At 61.6% G+C, this 17,711-nt stretch carries 9 protein-coding genes and 1 tRNA gene; 2 read left to right on the top strand and 8 right to left on the bottom strand.

Annotated elements, in window-relative coordinates; all coding sequences use genetic code 11:
• The first annotated feature begins 9 nt into the window (after nucleotides 1–9).
• Nucleotides 10–738 (top strand): selenium cofactor biosynthesis protein YqeC, encoded by a 729-nt coding sequence (yqeC, locus tag HSR6_RS09050; RefSeq protein WP_071933418.1) that lies wholly within the window; start codon nucleotides 10–12, stop codon nucleotides 736–738.
• On the opposite strand, the gene HSR6_RS09045 is transcribed toward yqeC, so the two are convergent.
• The 6 genes from HSR6_RS09045 to fdhF (HSR6_RS09020) form a co-directional block, all read right to left on the bottom strand.
• Entirely contained in the window at nucleotides 739–1,068 is a 330-nt protein-coding gene (locus HSR6_RS09045) for a hypothetical protein (protein WP_071933417.1), read from the bottom strand.
• Between the two features lie 41 nt (nucleotides 1,069–1,109).
• Entirely contained in the window at nucleotides 1,110–3,182 is a 2,073-nt protein-coding gene (gene fdhF / locus HSR6_RS09040) for a formate dehydrogenase subunit alpha (protein WP_198400411.1), read from the bottom strand.
• A gap of 156 nt (nucleotides 3,183–3,338) precedes the next feature.
• Nucleotides 3,339–5,042, bottom strand: a complete 1,704-nt coding sequence (locus HSR6_RS09035; protein WP_071933416.1) for a formate--tetrahydrofolate ligase — start codon at nucleotides 5,040–5,042, stop codon at nucleotides 3,339–3,341.
• A gap of 357 nt (nucleotides 5,043–5,399) precedes the next feature.
• Nucleotides 5,400–6,863 carry a trimethylamine methyltransferase family protein gene (locus tag HSR6_RS09030; RefSeq protein ID WP_083258917.1) on the bottom strand — a complete coding sequence of 488 codons (1,464 nt, stop codon included), beginning with the start codon at nucleotides 6,861–6,863 and terminating at the stop codon, nucleotides 5,400–5,402.
• An 80-nt stretch (nucleotides 6,864–6,943) separates the two neighbouring features.
• Entirely contained in the window at nucleotides 6,944–7,345 is a 402-nt protein-coding gene (locus tag HSR6_RS09025; protein WP_071933415.1) for a cupin domain-containing protein, read from the bottom strand.
• Between the two features lie 49 nt (nucleotides 7,346–7,394).
• Nucleotides 7,395–9,440 (bottom strand): formate dehydrogenase subunit alpha, encoded by a 2,046-nt coding sequence (gene fdhF / locus HSR6_RS09020; protein WP_071933414.1) that lies wholly within the window; start codon nucleotides 9,438–9,440, stop codon nucleotides 7,395–7,397.
• Nucleotides 9,441–9,547: 107 nt separating this feature from the next.
• On the opposite strand from fdhF (HSR6_RS09020), the gene HSR6_RS09015 reads away from it, so the two are divergent.
• Nucleotides 9,548–9,620, top strand: a tRNA-Val gene (locus HSR6_RS09015).
• A 552-nt stretch (nucleotides 9,621–10,172) separates the two neighbouring features.
• On the opposite strand, the gene HSR6_RS09010 is transcribed toward HSR6_RS09015, so the two are convergent.
• Both HSR6_RS09010 and HSR6_RS09005 read right to left on the bottom strand, forming a co-directional pair.
• Nucleotides 10,173–13,574, bottom strand: a complete 3,402-nt coding sequence (locus HSR6_RS09010; protein ID WP_071933413.1) for a helicase-related protein — start codon at nucleotides 13,572–13,574, stop codon at nucleotides 10,173–10,175.
• Nucleotides 13,567–17,697 carry an Eco57I restriction-modification methylase domain-containing protein gene (locus tag HSR6_RS09005; RefSeq protein WP_071933412.1) on the bottom strand — a complete coding sequence of 1,377 codons (4,131 nt, stop codon included), beginning with the start codon at nucleotides 17,695–17,697 and terminating at the stop codon, nucleotides 13,567–13,569. Before HSR6_RS09005 ends, HSR6_RS09010 begins: the two co-directional genes overlap by 8 nt.
• Nucleotides 17,698–17,711: the final 14 nt, after the last annotated feature.

Genomic DNA, 17,711 nt, shown 5'->3' with positions numbered 1-17,711 from the left:
AGGACGGGCATGGACTTCGTGACGGACCTCGGTCTGGACGACGGTCTTACGGCCGTGGTCGGGGCCGGCGGGAAGAAGAGCACGATCTACACGGTCGCCGACGAACTCGACCGGGCAGTCGTCACGACCACCGTGCGAATCCCGTTCTTCGACGAGCACGTCGCCACGGTACTGGAGACCGATCGGCCCCGGGACGCCCTGGAATCGGTCACGGACTGGCCGGTGGGGCTGGTCCCGGGCTACGAGGAGAACCGCTATCTGGGCTATGAACCCCACGTCGTCGACACCATCACCGAGAGCCAGGCCCCCGAGGCCATTCTCGTGAAGGCCGACGGCGCTCGAAATCGGGACTTCAAAGCCCCGGGCGAGAACGAGCCACGGATTCCGGAGACCGCCGATCGCGTGCTCGGCATCGCGAGCGTGGCGGCCGTCGGGAAGCCCCTCGACGAGGAGTGGGTGCACCGACCGGAGCGTGTGGCTGCACTGACGGGGCTCGAACCGGGGGATCCGATCGGCGTCGAGGACATGGCCACGGTCCTGTCCAGTCCCCGGGGAACCGAGAAAGGGGTCCCCGAATCGGCCACTTTCCTCCCGGTCCTCAACAAGGTCGATGACGATACGGATCTGGAAACCGCCCGCGAAATCGCCGATCGCGTGCTCGAATCGGGGCGGGCCACCCAGGTGGCGCTCACACACCTGCTCGGACCCGGTGAACCACTGCTCGAACTCCGGAGCTAACTACTCGCTTTCGGGCGGATCGAGGTCCACTCCCGAGAGGTTGACCGCCCGTCTGTAGGCATAGAAGAAGTAGCCGAGGAACCCGGCCGCACCCACGAGGACGAGGACCAGATAGCGGGTCCAGCCCCAGTCGAGGCCCGCCTCCCGCAGCAGGACCATGTCCCGGGTCGCGTAGTAAGCCGCCACCACGCCGATCAGGCGGAAGACGATGAAGGGCGAGCCCCCGAAGATGATGAGGGCGTCGACGATCGCATACAGGATGGCGACGACCATCCCCCGCCGGAAGAAGGTGTTGTCGATTTCCTCGACCGAATCCAGATACTCGCTCATGGGTCCCGATTGGGGAACCCCGATAGTAAACCTGTGGGGGCTCAGTCGGCGCCGGACTCGGCGACGTCGACGGAGATCGTCGCTGCGGCGACCTTGAACTCGGGGATCTTCGCCACCGGGTCCACGGCGTCGTTGGTGACCCGATTCGTCTGGGAGTCAGCAAAGTGCGGCGTGGTCCAGACGACCCCCTGTTTGGTCTCCTCGGTGACGACGGCGGTCACGTCGATCTCGCCACGTCGGGTGCGGAGTTCGACCACGTCGCCGTCCTCGATTCCGCGGGCCTCCGCGTCGGCGGGATGGACGTGGATGAAGTTGTGGTCGGTCTTCCGCATGAGGTTCTCCGACCGACGGCTCATCTCGCCCGTGTTGTAGTGTTCCTCGATGCGGCCGGTCGTCAACACGAGTGGGTACTCCTCGTCCTCGACCTCGGCGGGCGGCTGGTGGCTCACGCCGCGGATCTTCCCCAGGCCGTCCTCGGTCGGGAACTCCTCCTTGTGGAGGTACTGGGTCCCCTCCTCCTCGGTCGTCTCACAGGGCCACTGGATGCCCTCGTCGCCGATCCGGTCGTAGGTGATGCCGCCGTAGATCGAGGCGACCTCCCGGAGCTCCTCGAAGACTGCCTCGGGCCCGTCATAATCAAAGCCCTCGCCGAACATCCGGGTCCCGATCTCACTGACGATGTCGAAGTCGTGGCGGGTGTTCCCCGGCACGTCGACTGCGGGCCGCATGCGCTGGACCCGGCGGTCGGTGTTCGTGACCGTCCCGCCGCGCTCGACCCAGGAGGTGGCCGGCAGGACCACGTCCGCGAGTTTGGCGGTCTCGGTCATGAAGATGTCCTGGGCGACCATGAACTGCAGTTCCTTGAGGTTGGCCTCGACCTCGTTGGAGTTGGGTTCGCTCAACACCGGGTTCTCGCCCATGACGTACAGCCCCTGGACCTCCTCACCGGCCGCGTCGGTGACTTCCAGGCTCGTCAGGCCGTTCTCCGGGGGCACCTCGAAGCCCCAGACGTCCTCGACCTGGGCCCGGTCCTCGGGATCCTCGACCTCCAGATACCCCGGGAGGACGTTCGGGAGCGCCCCGACGTCACTGGTCCCCTGGACGTTGTTCTGGCCGCGGAGCGGGTTGACCCCCGTCCCGGGCTTCCCGATGTTCCCGGTCACCAGCGCGAGGTTGATGAGGTTCTGGACGTTGTCGGTGCCACAGGTCTTCTGGCTCATTCCCATGCCGGTGAAGATGGCGCCGTTCCCGGCCTCCGCGAACGCTCGGGCCGCCTCGCGGATCTTCTCCAGGTCCACGCCGGCGGTTTCGGCGGCTTCCTCGGCGTCGAAGTCAGCCAGTTCGGCCTCCAGGGATTCAAAGCCCTTCGTGCGCTCGGCGATGAATTCCTCGTCGTAGAGTTCTTCCTCCAGGATCGTCTCCAGGACGACGTTCAGAATCGGGATGTCCGTCCCCGGTTTCACCTGGAGGTGGATGTCCGCGACCTCCGAGGTCTTGTTCTCGTGTGGGTCGACCTGGACGACGGTGGTGCCGTCGTTTGCGGCCTGCTTGAAGTATTTCGAGTGACCGATGACGTGCTGTTCGGCCGGGTTCGCGCCCTGGATCCAGTAGGCGTCCGCCGAATCCCGCAGGTCGGCCATGCTGTTTGTCATCGCGCCAGCGCCCAGGCTGTCCCGGAGCGCGGCGACGGTCGAGGCGTGACAGAGCCGTGTGCAGTTGTCGACGTTGTTGGTCCCATAGCGACGGGCCAACTTCTGCATCAGGTAGTTCTCCTCGTTCATCACCTGCGAGGAGGCGAAAAAGCCGGTGGCGTCCGGGCCGTACTCCTCTCGTACCTCCATGAGGCCCTCGACCACGCGGTCGAGGGCTTCCTCCCAGGTCGCCTCGCGGAACTCCCCGTCCTCCTTGATCAGCGGTTCGGTGAGTCGGTCCTCGTGGTCGACGTGCTGGACCGCCGAACTACCTTTGATGCACAGCGCCCCCTCGTTCACCGGCGCATCGAACCACGGCTTGAAGTTCACCGAGCCGGGTTCCTCGCCCGGTTCGAGTTTGAGACCACACCCCACGCCACAGTACGGACAGATCGTCTTGACTGGTTCGTCCTCGGAGCTCATGATGATCGTGTTCCCGGGTGTCCGGGTTCGGTGTCCATACTCACGGAACGAATAATAAGCTTCGCCAGCGGGGGCTCCTCGCCGGCTCTCCGTAGACGGACGTCTGTTCGTCTCGGAACCAAAGAAAAAATTCGACTCAGCCGATGGCGCGACGGCCTAGAACAGGCCGGAGATCGTGCCGTCCGCGTCGATGTCCATGTCGGCGGCCGCCGGGCGGGCGGGCAGACCGGGCATGGTCATGACGTCGCCGGTGAGTGCGACCACGAAGCCAGCCCCGGCGGAGGGGTACAGCTCGCGGACGTCGAGGGTCCAGCCCTCGGGGGCGCCCTTCTTGGCCGGGTCGTCACTGAGCGAGTGGAAGGTCTTCGAGAGCACGACCGGGACATCGTCCATGCCCATCTCCTCGAGCTGGGCGATGTCGTCCTCGGCGGAGCCGACGTAGTTCACGCCGTCCGCGCCGTAGATCTGGGTCGCGACGGTCTCGATCTTCTCCTTGAGGGAGGCGTCGAGATCGTAGAGCGGCTCGAAGCCGCCGTCGTAGTTCTCGACGGCGTCGGTGACCTTCTCGGCGAGTTCGACACCGCCCTCGCCACCTTCGCCGAAGACCGTGGACTCGGCGACCTGCACGCCGTCCATGTCCTGGTAGTGTTCCCGAACTGCCTCGATCTCCGCGTCAGTGTCCGAGGGGAACCGGTTGATGGAGATCGTGACCGGCAGGCCGAACTGCCGGAGGTTCGAGACGTGCTTGTCGAGGTTCTCGAAGCCGGCCTCGACGGCGTCGACGTCTTCCTCCTGCAGGACTTCCTCGCCCTCGAAGGGCCACATGTCCAGCCCGTGGTACTTCAGGGCGCGGACGGAGGCGACCAGGACGATCGCGCTCGGCTCGATGTCGCCAAGCTGGCTGACGACGTCCATGAACTTCTCGCCGCCGAGGGCCGAGCCGAAGCCGGCCTCGGTGACGAGGTAGTCGCCCATCTTCTTGCCGACGTAGTCGGCGAGCAGGGAGTTCGTCCCGTGTGCGATGTTCGCGAAGGGACCGCCGTGAACCAGGGCGGGGGTCCCCTCGATGGTCTGCACGATGTTCGGCCGGAGGGCGTCCCGCAGCAGGATGGCCGTGGCGCCGGCAGCCTCGATGTCACCGGCCGTCACGGGTTCGCCGTCCTCGTCGTAGGCGACGATGATGCGGCTGATGCGCTCTTTGAGGTCCTCGATATCCTCGGCGAGACAGAGGATGGCCATCAGCTCGGAGGCGGCCGTGAGCACGTGTTCGTCCATCCGGGTGACACCGGCGGAGTCGCCGGCACCCACGATGGTCTGGCGCAGGGCGCGGTCGTTGTGGTCGACCGCTCGCGGCCACGCGACGCTCCGGGAGTCGATGTTGAGCTCGTTGCCCTTCGAGATGTGGGCGTCGAGCATCGCGGAGATCAGGTTGTGTGCGGCCGTGAGCGCGTGAATGTCGCCCGTGAAGTGGAGGTTGATGTCCTCCATCGGCAGGACCTGGGACCAGCCGCCGCCGGCGGCACCGCCCTTGATCCCGAAGACCGGGCCGAGCGAGGGCTCGCGGATCGCGATCATCGCGTCCTCGCCGATCTGGTTCAGCGCCTGACCCAGACCGACGGTGGTCACCGTCTTGCCCTCGCCCATCGGGGTGGGGGTCATGCCGGTGACGAGGATGACGTCACCGTCCTCCGTGTCGCCCTCCAGGAGCTCGTCGATGGCGTCCTGGCTGATCTTGGCCTTGTAGTCGCCGTACAGCTCGAGGTCGTCCTTGTCGAGCCCGAAGGGCTCTGTGACTTCCCAGATCGGCTGTTCCTCTACTGATTTTGCAATCTCGTAGTCTGTCTCTGGTTCCGAGGACATATCACTACGTTTGTTCGGCACATCCCCTCATTAATCTACTCATCTTGCCTGATAGGACCGCCGGACTGCCCGAACGGCGAACTCGGACTGGAAAGTCGAACCCGGCGATCACCTGGCACGGGAACGCCTCACGAAATTCGGTGCGTTCGCTCATCTCCCGGCGTCTCGAAGGCGTTTTGCCAGCAGGTGGTCCCCACTCAAAACATGTTACAGACACACTTGGCATTTGGTACCATGGCCGATCGAACCCGTGTCCGATCACTGATAGCTATGGCCCAGCGGGTCGATCGATCCGGGTCATTTCCCAGCCGCAAAAAGAGTCGTGCCGACCGAAACTGTTGGAGCGACCGATCGCCGTTAGGCGTTCTCCCAGACCTCTGCTTTGGCCGATTCGTAGAGCTCGTCGAGTTCCGCCTGGGTCTCCTCGTCGAGTTCCGGCTTCGAGTAGGAGTCGAGCAGCTCCTGGACGCGGTCGTGGCCCATCTCGAAGGCGGACTTCTCGCCGTCGCCCTTCCAGTCACCGTGCGAGCGCTTGTCGACGACTTCCGGGATGAGGAACTCCTTCCCGGCGTACTTGAGCGTGTGGGACTCGCCGAGGAAGTGATCGTCCGGATCGATCGACTCGACGATGTCCAGGGCCAGCATCTCCTCGTTGATCTCGTAGCCGTCCTGGAACCGGTCGAGGAAACGCAGTGCCTCGGCGTCGAGGACGAACTTCTCGGGAGAGATGGTGGAGTAGGACTCGATGATACCCGCGGAGTGCAGGATGAAGTCCACGCCGGAGAGTTCCGCCACGCCGTTGACCAGCATCGATTCGAAGCCGGCCTGGTAGTCCACGGTCTTCGAGTCGGTCAGTCCGCCGCCACCGCGGGACGGGACGCCGTAGAACCGACCCATCGTCCCGGCGACGTTGGCGAACAGCGCGGACTCGGCGCTGCCAATGGAGAGCGAGCCATAGCGCATGTCCAGGTTCGAGGCCGGCACCCCGTAGACCACGGGGTTGCCGGGGTTGATGAGCTGGGTCAGCGTGATGCCCATCAGGTTCTCGGCGTTCGCGAGGGCGACTGCCCCGGCCATGGTGCCCGGGCCGGAGGCCCCGGCCTGGATGAACGACGAGACGACCGGCGCCTGCCCCTCCTTGGCCAGCCCGACCAGCCCGCCGGTCATGGCCTTATCGAGGGTCCGCGGCGGCACGGTGTTGACCAGGCCGGCCGCGTAGGTCTTCGAGAGGTCGCGATCGCCGACGGCGATGCCGACCATCTCGAGGGTGGGGTCCGTGCGGTCCTGGCCGTAGGTCGAGACCATCACGGGCAGGTCCGTGTACTCCAGGGACCGCTTGACCATCTCCAGGTGCTTGACTTCCTGATCGACGTTTGTGGGCTCGGCCACGTTGTAGCCCGTGGAGTTGATGACGTCTTCCTCCTGGGCCAGCTTCATGAACATCTCGTAGTCTTCGATGGTCGAACTGCGTCGACCGTCCTCGAAGGTCCGGATGTTCGGCGCGCCATAGCCCGGGGCTCGGAAGGTGTCCCCGCCGCCGATCTCCAGGTTGTTCTCGGGGTTGCGCGCGTGGAGGGTAAAGGACTCCGGCGCCTCCTCGACTTTCTCCTCGATCAGCGAGCGGTCGGCCTTGACCAGATAGTCGTCCTCGATGGTCGCCCCGGCCTCCTCGAAGTACTCGATGGCCTCGTCGTGCTTGACCTGAATCCCCAGTTCTTCGATGATGTACATCGACGCCTCGTGGATGGCCTCTTTGCCTTCCTCGTCGAGGCGATCGATGAACGGCGTGTCCTGTGTTTCGAGATCGAAGTCCATACTCATAGTCCAACACGACCTTCAACGTATCGCCAGTTAAGTATACCTGAAACCGTCTCGGTTTCGCCGGTACCGACAGTCGGCGGCTACGCCTCGTCGTAGCCGCCCTCGGCGACCTCGTACTCCCCGAAGTCCTGGACGGTTCCGATCGGCGGGGCCCCGAACATGATCCAGACTGTCGGCTCCTCACCAGTATTTAACACCTGTCGGGGGACATCACAGCCGATCCGCACGATTCCACCCTCCGGCACCTCGTAGTGCTCGCCGTCGATGTAGACCTCGCCCGGCCCCCTGTGACAGACGTAGATCTCTTCCTGGCGGGTGTGGCTGTGATAGCCGACGACCTCACCTGGGTCGACGGTGACCTGATTGATCCGCATCTCCTGGGCCCGCAACTCGCCGCTGAGTTTGGTGTGAGTCACGCCCGACTCCGGGAACGGCGTCTCCGGGACCGAATCCGGATCGACGATCTTGAAGTTCTCCGCCATCACCGGCCGTTCGTCCGCCTCGTATAAAAAGATCGACCGCCGGGGCTGCCTACTCGGTCTTCGAGACCGAGACGGCGCTGTGCTTGTACTCGGGGATCTTCGCGACCGGATCGAGGTAGTCGCCGGTCAGGCGGTTGACGAGCGGGTCGGCGTAGTGGAAGGTCATGAAGACCGTCCCCTCGGCGATGGCGGGGGTGACGGCGACCTCGACCTCGACCTCGCCGCGCTCGTTCTCGACTCGCACCCAGTCGCCGTCCTCGATGCCACGTTCCTCGGCGTCCGTGGGGTGCATCTCCAGGACGTCCTCGCCGCGCATGCGCATCAGGGTCTCGGTGCGACGGGAGAGCGCCCCGCTGTTGAAGTGCTGCATGACCCGCCCGGTGGTCAGCACGAGTTCGCCCTCCTCGACCTCGTCGCCCGGGTCGATATGCTCGACGAGCGCGAACGGGGCGGTCTTCTCGCCGCCGTAGAACTCGTCCTCGTGCAGGATGTCCACGCCGGATTCGGCCCCCTCGTAGAACGGCCAGCGCTGGTAGCTCTCGCCGATACCGTCGTAGGTGATGCCCGCGTAGATCGGGCTCACGCTCGCGAGTTCATCGAAGACCGCCTCGGCACCGTCATAGTCGATCTCCAGGTCGGTCATCCGACGACCGAACTCGGCGATGATCTCCAGGTCGGACTTGGCGTCCCCGGGCGGGGAGCGCATCTGTCGGACCCGCTGCAGGCGACGGTCCGTGTTGGTGTAGGTCCCCTCCTTCTCCGCCCAGGCGCTCCCGGGCAGGATGACGTCGGCGTATTCGGCCGTCTCGGTCATGAAGAGGTCCTGGACGACCAGGAAGGCCTCCTGGAGGTCCTCGTGAATCCGGTCGGAGTGGGGTTCGGTGATCGCGGGGTTCTCGGCGAACACGTACAGGCCCTGGATCTCGTCGCCCGCCGCGTGACTGGCCTCGACCTCGGTCAGGCCGGGTTCGGCCGGCGGCTCGAAGCCCCAGGCTTCCTCGAAGTCGGCCCGGACCTCGGGGTCCTCGACGGACTGATAGCCCGGCAGGGAGCTCGGGCTCGCGCCCACGTCGGCCGCGCCCTGGACGTTGTTCTGGCCGCGGAGCGGGTTCACACCCGTCCCGGGCTTGCCGATGTTGCCCGTGAGCAGGACGAGGTTGATGAGCGCGTGGACGTTGTCCGTCCCGTACTTGTGCTGGCTCATGCCCATGCCGGTGAAGGAGGCCACGCGGTCGGCTTCGGCGACCTTGTGTGCGGCCTCGCGGATGTTCTCCTCGGGCACGCCCGCGAGTTCGGCGTTCTCGGCGACGTCGACGTCGGCGAGATGCTCCTCGAAAGCCTCGAAGCCCTCGGTGCGCTCCGCGACGAACTCCTCGTCGTGGAGTTCCTCCTCGATGATGACCTTCGCCATCGCGTTCAGCACCGGGATGTCATAGCCCGGGGTGACACCCACGTGCATGTCGGCCTGCTGGGTGGTCTGGTTCTCCCGCGGGTCGATGTGGACCATCTCGGTGCCATCCCGCAGGGCGGCCCCGAGATAGGAGTTGAAGATGACCGGGTGCTGCTCGGCGGGGTTGGCCCCGCAGACGAGGAAGACGTCGGCCTCGCCCAGGTCGTCGGTGGTGTTGGTCATCGCGCCGACGTTGAGCTGTTTGCCCATCGCGGCGACCGTGGAGGCATGGCAGAGTCGCGCGCAGTTGTCGATCGTGTTCGTGCCGATCTTGCGAGCGATCTTCTGGAGGAGGTAGTTCTCCTCGTTGGTGCAGTTCGAGGAGGCGAAAAAGCCCAGGGCCTCGGGGCCGTGTTCCTCGACGATCTCCCCGAAGTTCTCGGCCACGCGGTCCATGGCCTCCTCCCAGGAGGCGGTGACCAGATGGCCGTTCTCCCGGACCATCGGCTGGGTGATGCGGTCGTCCGCATCGAGCATCTCGAAGGCGGCCGCCCCCTTGGGGCAGAGCTCGCCGCGGGTGTTGACCGGCCCCTCCCAGCCGGTGCCCTTGCCGTTGTCTTCGTTGTAGGTCAGTCCACATCCGACCCCACAGAAGGGACAGATGGACTTCTTCGGCTCCAGTTCACCGTCGCTGGATGTTGCCATTCTACTTTCGTGGTTCGGCGTGCTCCAATATAAGCGAGGCGAAATTCGTCCGGGTTCTCGCCGCGAGCAAGAAGCTTTAAAAGCCAGGACGGGCTTTCTCCGGTACTGGGTTCGTGGTCTAGTGGTTATGACGCGTCCCTTACAAGGACGAGATCGGCGGTTCGAATCCGCCCGAACCCATGCACCTTTTGCTGCGCTTCGCTCGCTAGCGCTCGCTCCGCTTGCAAAAGCTGCACCAAAAGCCGTCGTCACCCCCTCCGGGGGTTCCTCGGCCCGAGCGCTTCGCGCTCGGTGAACCGGCGACCTTCCGGGTCCTTCGGACCACTCGGTCGCCGGATGCTATTATGCTCTTATTTTATGCAGTATTTTTGGTGGTTAGGGGCGGCACCGTGTGAGAATGGGTTCAGACGGATTCGAAGCAGGGGACGACCGAAGCGACTCTGGTTCGAATCCGCTCAAAGCCATGGCAATTTGGTGCGTTCGGTATTTTTCGGTTTCGGTCGTTTGAAGTTCTGAAATTTTCGAAACGAAGGGCCTGAAAGACGGTATTGGCTGTAGATTCCAGGCGACCCATGATTGGACACAGTTTGCGACATCGTGTGATCCGCAGGGAATAATGGGCGAAGCGCTGATTTGGGTGTGTTTCGGAAAAATCGATTCTATTCTCAAATCATTAGGTGAGAAAATTAGCAAATGCCAATATTTTCTATTACAAGATTGGCTAATTCGGTACTATGATTCGAATGTCATCTGGGACATGAGTTTAGGTTTATCTTGTTCCGTTGTTCCGTTCTCCTCCGGCGCGACGACCATCCAAGTCACGAGCTTTACTTCCTCTTTTTCTTCGAGTTGTGGAAGTGGGTCCGGCGCTTCGTACGGTTGTAGTCCCAAGTCGTCCACTTTCTCTACGAGTTTTCGTGACTTCTCGACTGGTCCGAGGGCGTCATTCTTGAAGATTTCACGGAGTTCGCGCTCGTATCGACGAGGCCACGGGGCTTCAACGGCAGAAACCGTCGTTTGGAGCTTCTTACCCGTCATTTCGCTGGGCCAATGGTCCCGGAGATGTTGGCCGACTTCCCTGAACAGCTTACGGATGTCCGGCTGTACGTTCAACGGATCGGTTTGCTCTTGCCACTGTTGGAAGATGTCGCCCCTGGCGACCTCCCAGGCGTCGTAGACTCGCTCACGCATCCGGCCGGGGAGGGTGCGGTCCGTTTCGGCTGTACACTCGATTCGTTTGAGGCAGGTGAGTGTGTCCTGGATCAAGACATCTTTGTCGTCACTCCGCTCAATCTCGTCCCACCCCTTCGGAACGAATCGCATGAACACCTCGTCGCCGATCCTGGCGCAGAAAAAGTAACCCGGGTTCTCGCCTTTAAATCCCGACCCTGCCGCCCACGGGAGTGACGTAATCTGATCCTCTCGGGTTTGCAGCCCCTTTCGGAGTTCCTGCCTGTACTCCTCGCCTGAATAGGCTGCTGCCTCTGTCCCACCCTGCTCGTAGAGTTCCTCCTCCTCATTGTGGATGGACCCAATCTCTTCGAGCTTGTCCGAGAAGTTTTGCTCTAACGTCTCCATGTCTGGAATCACTTCACTGTCGACGCCGATCGACCGAGCCGCTTGTGTAAGCTTCCGTCGGACCCGATGTTCGAGTTCGAGCAGTTCATCCAGTCGATCCTCCGGGAAGAACGAGATCGGGTAGATATCGGAGTGCGGCGAGTTCACGCGGTCGATACGACCGTTCCGCTGTACCACACGCATCGGATTCCAGGGCAAATCGTAGTTGATGACTGTGCGGGCTTCCTGGAGATTAACCCCTTGACCGAGGACGTCCGTGGTCACGAGAATATCGAAGTCGTCCGTTGCATCCGGCGGTGCGTCAGAGATGTTCGGAGCAAACCCGTAGACTGCGTCTTCTCTTGAGACACCGCACTTGGAATCATCACCTGACACCCCGGCGATACGTCCCTCGTAGCACGAGAGTTCATCGTCCTCGGCGACGATGTCTTCTAGGTAATCGAGGATCCAGTCGACCGTGTCCTCGTAGTAGGAGAACAACAAGACCTTCCGGTTCTGTCGGAACGCAGCCTCCACGGTATCGTCTGCAGCCCCCTCTGTCTCAGCATCTTTTCGGGCCAGTTCTACGACATCATGAAGCGTGTCGCGGAGGGCGTGGAGCTTTTCGTCCTGTTCACGAGTCACAGCGCGCGCACCGTCGTGCCATCGTTCCAGAATCTCGATATCGTGTTCGAGGTCCGCACGGAGCTGATTCGGGTCTGTTTCAGCAGCAGCAAGCGGGATATGATGGCCCTCAGCCTCCTCGAGGAGTTCGTCCCAGGCCTCATCGCTGTCAGTCTCCATCCACTCGTCGATCGCATCGGTGTCCGGGAAGTACCCCTCGTCCATGAGCTGGAGCGCGGCCCGGTTTTGCCCGATCATTCGGTTCAGCGTGTTCGCAAACGCGTGGCTTGATGATTCGAATCTCTTGAGTAGTCCTGTCCGGAGCAGCCCCACCAACGACAGCTCAGAGCTATCCTCTTCGCCTTCCAAGTAGTACGATGGACGATAGCGAGCTAGTGTCAGTTCAGCTTCCTCGTGGTCGGCCGCTGCGAGTCCACGAGCGATATCCCCGAAGTACTCGTCGCCGAACGTCTCGGAGAACTCGTAATCCACACGCTGTGGATGCTGGTCAGGGAAACTAATCCGAATAGAGCCACCCTCGCCATCCGGCATCGTGGCGTTCTCGTAGTGACTTTTGATGAACTGACGAGTCCGACGGACGGTCGTCTCGTCAAGCACGTCGAACAGCATATCGGGACTCAGATCCGACGGGTCCTCTGCCTGCGCTTGTTTGAACCGCTCACGAAGCGATCGGATGCCCTCGTGGGCGAACTCGGCGTCGTTTTTGATGAAGTAATTGAGTTCGTAGTAGAGATCCCACAGTGAGTTGTTGACCGGGGTTGCCGTGAGCATCACCACGTCCTTTGGAGGGTCGCCACGGAGGAGGCGACGGAGAGCGTCCGCTTGCTGGGTCCCTGGATTGCGGAACGCGTGTGCCTCGTCGATGACGACCAGCTGGTATTCGTCAACCTCAAGATCCAGGTTGTTGGCGTCGCCACCGAGTTGGCTGTCGTTTCGGAGTTCGGCGTAGGAGATCGTCTCGAATTGGATGCCCCACTCGCTGGGTTTGCGGTTCCACATCCCGTCCCGGAGATACGCTGGGGCGACAACAAGCGCCCGCTGGCGGTTTTCGTGGACGTACTGATGGAGCAATTCGCCAGCGATGTATGTCTTCCCGAGGCCGACCTCGTCTGCGACTATGACGCCACCGTGTTCGTCGAGGAACCGATTCGCTCGGCGGACACCATCCTCCTGGAAGGTCGTGAGGCCGATGCCACCCTCTTCGTCGCGTTCCTCCTCAAGCTCTTCACCGTATCGCTCGTAGAGCACGCGCAGGTAGACGAGATACGGGTCGTACGGCTCGAACCGTTCCTCGTATAGTCCGGCGAGATCGAACGGTTCGCTCTCGTTCCAGAGGTCGTCGAACCAGTCCTGGACCTTCCCCGTGACGTGCGGGTCGTACGTGCCGAGGTTGAGTTCGAGGTTCGAGTTCAGGCCGGCACCGGTGAAGTTCGACGAACCAGCGATGACGCCCTCGTGGTCGGAAAACAGGTAGGCCTTCCCGTGGATGAATCGGTCCTCGTGCCGACGAATCTCCACGCGGTCGCTATTAAGGAACTCCACGAGGTCCTGTAGATTCTCGTCCATTTCGCGTGAGAACCCCAGCAGATTCCGGTCCTGTTCGAGATTCTCATCGAGTCGCTGGAGCGCATCGTTGATCCGCTTCTGGTCGTATTCCTCGTCCAGCGGATCGCCTGGTTGCCGCCACCGTTCGGTCCCCTCGTACTCCGGTTGGGCACCGATGAGGAGTCGGACTTGATCGACGTGCCCCAGTCCTTCGTCGACCGAGAAGTAGCCCCGCGGGTTGAAGTAGCCGGTCACGACGTCCAAATCTGGATCGTCGGCGAGGCGGTCGTCGATCTCCTCGAGGTAGCCGTTGATCGCCGTAGCGAGCGTGTTCCCGCTCCGGTTATCGACGAACTGTGGGCGCTCGAAGCGACTGCGTTCAGTCATCGTTGCGTGTACCAGCCGCTCGTTCCGCCTCGCGGTCGGCGTGGTCGAGATCGAGTCGGTCCGCCCATTCCTCGTAATAGTCGAGCACGCGTTCGAGACGCTCCTCGTAGTCCCAGCCGTCGTGGAACGTCTCGAAGACTACCTTGACGTGCTCACGGGAGAGACCGTAGAGATGCGCGACGACGGCGTCGAGTTCGTAGATCTTCTCCTGTTTGGTGTCCTCGTCGAGGGGACCGTAGTCAACGCCGACCGCGTCGGCCCAATCGGCATAGCGGTCGTCGACAGCAGCGAGGCGGCCGGAGAGTTCGACGACACGCTGGCGTAGGCGATCCTCGCGCCCCGGACGGGGCAGAGGGAGAGTGTTGAAAATCCCGAACGTAACATGTGCCTCAACGAAGCGACGCGCATACCAATCGAGGGGGATCGAACTGAGGACTCCCAAAAGATATGCCTCATCTTCCTGATTTCCTTGCGGAAAGATCAGGGTGGGTGAATTATGCACCATAACGGTTTTTGGTGGAATAAGCGAGGAGAGTACAGTTCTACTATCTGTTCGCCGAGCTATGTCTCGGAATGCGATTCTTGGCGAGAAACATGGTAATGTCTCTTCGTCGTATACCCATTCCTCACTCATGTCAGAGAATGGTGAGCGACTGCCAGCATACCGATAGGATCCTTCTCTTTTATCCTGCATATAATCAACCAGGACATCTGGATCTGCCCAGGCATATACACTACCTGCGCGAGGGGTCCAGATATTGAAGGATTCCCCCTTATACACCGGCCAGTAGCTGTCCGGGGGGTCCTCAATCATATGCATTATTCTGGTCCCGTCGTCGGCTTTCTTATCTTGAGTTGCATTCAGCTCCTGATAGGGAACTGGATACCACTCAGCCGAATCATCGCCGATGAATGTATGACCCTCAAGGGTGTCAAATACATCTACAGATCTCAAGTCATCCGGAAGGAGGGGAATTGTTGCAGTACCTCCCCATTTTTTCGCCCGTTCAGCAGGGAATCTGTAGGGACTCTGTTCCATGGCCTTCTCATAGCTTGGGGCATCGTCATATGGTCCCCTGATAGGTAGTTCAGGATCTGTACTGGACCGTGTTCGATGGAACGAAAAAAGCGCAATAGTGTACCGAGGTTCAACTCCATCGAACACCCAGCCCGCCTTATTTTTGAGAAAGGTCAAATCAAGGACTTCTCCCTCATCCAGAACTCGACGGCGGAATTGTTCCATCCCTGGACCGATGAAACAACTGCGTGGGAGGACAACACCTACATCTCCGTCCCTATTCACGAGATTCCAAAACCGCCACGAGAACGCCTTGTACAGGTCGGGATGTGACTTTCCGATGCCTGGATAGGGGCCGTTCGTAAGTATCTTCCCGCGTTTCTCCTCCGCATCTTTTAGACGCTCAAACTCGGCAGCAAGGTCGGGTCGCTCTGTCTCCAGATCATCCATAATACTTTCACGCTCTCGTTGAGAGACGCCCCGGAGCCCGGGATGGTAGCGCCCCCAGAACTCATGACGCTCAATTTGTGTTTTCTCCCATGGTGGATTCCCAACGATAACGTCGAAACCAGAACTCTCACCGTCGAACACCTCAGGGAACGCTGCCGGGAAGTGTAACGGATTAGTTGATTCCAGTATCTCCTGTGCCCGCTCGTAACTCGGTAGTTCGGTTACGTCCTCGATACTCGTATCCGAAACGGCGTCCGTATCAATCTCATCGTCAATACGTGATGCCGCGAGAATGTCGAACCTCGCTCGGACTTGTTCGAGACTGTCTTCGATTTCCCCGCGGGTTTCCCGGGCCTCCTGTACCTGTTCGGCGCTCGCGTCAGCGAAGTCGCCGAGTCGAGAGATGTCCTCACGCACCTCATTCATTACACTCTGTCCGCCGGCGAACATCCCCAGCGACGTTTGATCCACGTCAAGGATGTCCGTTACCTCGTCTAGTGTCCCGATTCCCGCGAGCGAGTCGCCGGTCACGAGGTTGTAGTCGAGGAACGTCAGCGGAAGGCCCGGAACGAACGTGTGGACCCAGATCGACAGTCGAGCGAGTTCCGTCGCCAGGGGATTTAGATCAGCGCCGAAAATGCACCGTCGCGCGACCTGCCGCCGGAGTAGTTGCCCACGTTCGACCGGTGGCGCGTACTCTTCGTCGTCGAAGGCGTCCAGGGCGGCGTCTTCGAGATTGTCCAGTTCGTCCTCGACAGGCGGCAGCGGATTCTCGGTGAGGTACGAGTAGAGCCGTGACTCGATTCGGTCAACGGCACCCACGAGGAAGTGTCCCGAACCCATCGCGATGTCGGCCACTCGGATGTCAAAGAACGCGTCCGCGGCGGCGTTCTCACCCTCTTCTTCTCGGAGTCGGTCAATGCGTTCTATGTGGTCGTCGAGCGCGGGTTCCAACGAGTAGTCCAGCAGATGCTCGACGAACCGAGTCTTGGTGTAGTACGTTCCGGTCGCCTTACGTTCGCCGGACTGCCCGTGGAGATACACCTCCCCCTCCTGGACGACCACACCGTCGTCCTCACCCAGCGTTTGCTGTCCGTCAGTACTGACGGGCTCGTAGCGTCCGTCGTCTACGGTGAGCGGCTGATCGGCCTGTGAGAGTTCGGATTCGAGGAGTCCCTCGTAGATAACTCCGAACTCGCGCACGCCGATATTTCGGAAGTCGACGGGCCCCTGGTAGCCGTCCTCGGTCTCGTCGATGAGGAGGTTCACAAGTACCGGTCCGAATTCGGAGTTGTCGAGCCGGATGTCAGCGAGTCTTGCGCCGGCTTCGGAGATTTCTGGGTCCTCAGAGAGAAGCCGCCCATCGTACGCAGGAAGGCCGAGCTCGTCGTGACCGTGATGGATGGCACGGGAGAGGTGCATCACGTCGTCCCAGTGGTCGTAGAAGTTCTCGTCGAACTCGCCGTCGTCCTGTACGAACTCGTGGAGGTCGCGGGCTTTGCGCTTGAGCGATTCCTGGTCGTACCGGGCGTTGCGCCGCCGCGGGAGGAACTCCTCGTCTTCGGTGTAGGAGATGAAGAGAAGTCGGTATAGCAGGATAAGTGCCATCTCGTAGGTCTGGTCGAGATCCTCTTTCGTCGGGTCCTCAAGATCACGAGCCCGAGCGATGGCTTCCGCGAGATCAGGGACGACATCGTCGTAGATGCGCTCTCGAAGACGAGCCCCGAGGTCGGCGGCGTAATCCTTCGACCGCTCCATGATGTCGTGGAGCGTCCCGTCGTCACGGAGCGCGTTCGCGGAGAATAGTAGCCAAAGGTACGCGGCTTTGTCGTCCGCGAGCAGGTTCGTGTTCACCTCGACGTAGGTGTCCGTACGACCGCGCGACCCGAAACCTTCGTCGGGGTTCGTCGTGTACAGCCGGAGCGTGTCACCGCTACTTCCGATGACGTAATCCAGGTTCCGCTTGTCCGCTTCATTGAGCGCGTAGGCCACCGGCGACTGACCCACGAACCGATCCTGTGCGTGGTCGAACGATTCGTCCTCTTGGAGGAACATGGCGACCGCCCGCTCGTGACCGTCGCTGGTATCCCTGAGGACGTAACTCTGGTCGGTGAGCTGATCGATCTCGTAGTTCAGCCCCTTGACCATCTCTCGCGGGTCATCGTCATCTAGGGCGTGTCGGGCCTGTTTCGTCGCATCTACCCAATCATCACGCTCGGGTACTCCAACGCGAAGCTCGTGGGTCGAGAGGAGGCCTTGGTTACGGAGTCCCGTGAGCTCCTCGTCGAGTTGAGGAAGCATTTCGCTAAGGAACTGCTGAGCGGTGAAGCGGTCTGGTTTGTCTAGCGCGGCCTCACACACGCGCTCAGCCTGTCCGCGGTCAACATCGCGGTAGATCGGCGGCTCTTCACCGCTCGGCCCACACAGGCCAACCTTGTCATCGTAGATCGCGACGATCAAAATCGGGTTCGCACGGTTCCCTCGTCGGTCAGTGTACGTCTTCCGGAGGAACTCTTTCGTCGGTCGTTCGCCGTGATCGGCAACTGCAATTTCGAGTTGACTTGCGCCACTTCCTTGATAATATTCGAACTCATCGCCGCCCCGGTCGTAGTCCCACCGGCGGCCAGTTCTTGAATCGAGAAACGAAGATGGCATACTACCATCCGATT

Origin of the sequence: Halodesulfurarchaeum formicicum (assembly GCF_001886955.1) — an archaeon.
GTDB classification, from domain to species: Archaea; Halobacteriota; Halobacteria; order Halobacteriales; family Halobacteriaceae; genus Halodesulfurarchaeum; species Halodesulfurarchaeum formicicum.
This window is presented reverse-complemented; position numbering and strand designations above follow the sequence as displayed.